Below are 2218 nucleotides of genomic sequence, written 5' to 3'. Positions count from 1 at the left end.
GGAATAAATAATGCTGTTTATTAATATCACTATTAATTGTGAGCGTATTTATTATTTATTCCCATTTCCGTTCTAGTTAGTTATTAATAAATTGCTTTAGTATCGAATTTATTAAATCTTTTAATTAGTTTGCTTTAACTTCTGGCTTAGTATCACGTGCTGCGATGAAGCCGTAGAAGATATAACCAAGCAGTGTCAAGATAGTACCGCCGAATACTGCGGTTGCACCACAAGCGTACACACCGTAGATGCTGTAAAGAACAGCTAATGTACCCACGGTTGCACCAAGACGGTATTGTTTTGTAGATACTTTGTTCTTACGAAGCAGTACTTCAAGACCGGTCATTGATAGGATGTAAGGTACCATGTTAATAAATACGGCTAGGTTCAATAGTGCGTTGAACTGACTGATCAAGTTAGGAGAGATAGTCATTACCGCAAGAATGATCTCAGCGGTTAGCATGATTAACATACCAATAATAGGCACGCCTGCTTTGTTTGTTTTTGCGAAGATTTTAGGGAACAAACCTTCATCAGCCGCTGCTTTAGAAACTTGGGCGTTAGTGAACTGCCAGCCAAGTAGTGAGCCGATACATGCGATAACTGCTGCTAGTGTAACGATGTTACCTACAGTAGGGTTGAACATGTGGCTGAATACTAGACCAAACGGTGCAGTTGATGCTGCAAGTTCAGAGTTAGGAATAATACCTTGAATAACACCTGTTGAAGCAATGTAAACAATCGCTGCGAAACCAGTACCAAATAATACTGCAAGAGGTACGTTACGCTCTGGGTTTTCAACCGCATCAGAGTTAGCACCAGCAGATTCAATACCTAGGAATGCCCATAAAGTCAACGCGATACCAGAAGATACAGAGTGCATTGTAGTGTCGTGGTGTGGGTTCCATGCGCTCATGAATGTTTGTGGATCGAACCACCACCAACCGATGATAGATAGACCAGCAACAGGAATAATGATACCCCAAACAGTGAATGCTGAGATTTGACCTGTGATTTTCGCACCGCCAAAGTTAGCTACCATGGTGAAGATAAGGATAGCCACTACACCGTAGAAAGTGTGTATTGGTGTATTAAGCCAAGGCATAAATGGTTTGATATAGCCTAAACAAGAAACGGCAATAGCCACACAGCTAATAACTAAACACACGTAATAAGTATAAGAAGAGATGAAGAAAGATGATTTTCCGTGTGCTTCTTCTGCGTAAGCTGACATACCGCCAGAGCGTTTACAAAATGCACCACATTTAGCAAATGTATAAGCAATACACATTGCGCCTAACGCAGTTACAATCCAAGATAACATTGAAATTGCACCAACTTGCGCCAAGCTTGCCGGTAGCATAATAATACCGGAGCCCATCATGTTAACTGCAACAAGTACAGTTAAGCCGACAAGGCCCATTTTTTTAGTGCCAGTATCTGATGACATTATATTCACCTGTGATTAGAAGGGATGTAAATCATATTTAAAATAGGATTTATATTAATATAAATAAAACCAGATCCATGGTGCGTTATTTATTATATAAAGGAGTTTAATTATTTTATTTTACTTATTATAAAATAATTAAAATATAACTCTTAATGTAAGAAATATATTTTAAATCGAATAATTAATCTCGCTTTCGGAACATATAATGCGCTGTTTTTATAAAAATAAAACAATAAAAACGGAATAAAGCATTGCATTTTTAGTGGGTCTTTTGATTTTAAGTATCATTATTCGACCATTATTTTTAACAAATAGTATGTAAATGTAATTCGCTGCATTTTTTTGTAATTAAAAGTCTTTATTTACAATAGCTTGAAATTCTCACTGGGTGATAATTTAAAAGAGGTTAAAATGATTGCAAAAAATAGTTATGCTTTATTAATGCGAATAAATTCACTATTAAAAATTGAAATATTTTTTGAATAGTGGGTTAAGAAATATTTAATTTGTATAAATTATCATTAAGTATCGAGCGGGGAATGGAGATTGAGTTCAATTGCGATGTGTTAATTGGGGATATAAAAAATCCCCCGCAGTTATCTGCGAGGGATTGATAGGCTGTCACACTAGCGCATTAAGCGATTATAGTGCTTCTTTTTTGATACAAAGAACGTGGTATTTACCGTCTTCGATTTCTGCGCCTTCAGTTTCGTGTTCGAAACCAGGGAACTCAGCGTCCCATGCTTCTAGTGCTTTCAAGTACTG

The 2218-nt window shown here is 36.7% G+C and carries 2 protein-coding genes; both read right to left on the bottom strand.

All coding sequences use genetic code 11. The features are described from left to right. Nucleotides 1-124: 124 nt before the first annotated feature. Nucleotides 125-1450, bottom strand: a complete 1326-nt coding sequence (gene potE, locus C9J51_RS19275; RefSeq protein ID WP_107275288.1) for a putrescine-ornithine antiporter — start codon at nt 1448-1450, stop codon at nt 125-127. A gap of 645 nt (nt 1451-2095) precedes the next feature. Beyond that, nucleotides 2096-2218: Orn/Lys/Arg family decarboxylase (locus C9J51_RS19270; RefSeq protein ID WP_146144524.1), on the bottom strand; the 123-nt coding region annotated here is incomplete at its 5' end.

It is taken from the genome of Photobacterium iliopiscarium (genome assembly GCF_003026395.1).
Lineage (GTDB): Bacteria > Pseudomonadota > Gammaproteobacteria > Enterobacterales > Vibrionaceae > Photobacterium > Photobacterium iliopiscarium.
The sequence above is the reverse complement of the archived record's forward strand: the minus strand, read 5'-3'. Positions and strand labels throughout refer to the sequence as shown.

What these genes read in the sequence shown, in the direction of transcription:
- potE (WP_107275288.1), bottom strand. Translation starts at nt 1,450, where the DNA reads ATGTCATCAGATACTGGCACTAAAAAAATGGGCCTTGTCGGCTTAACT.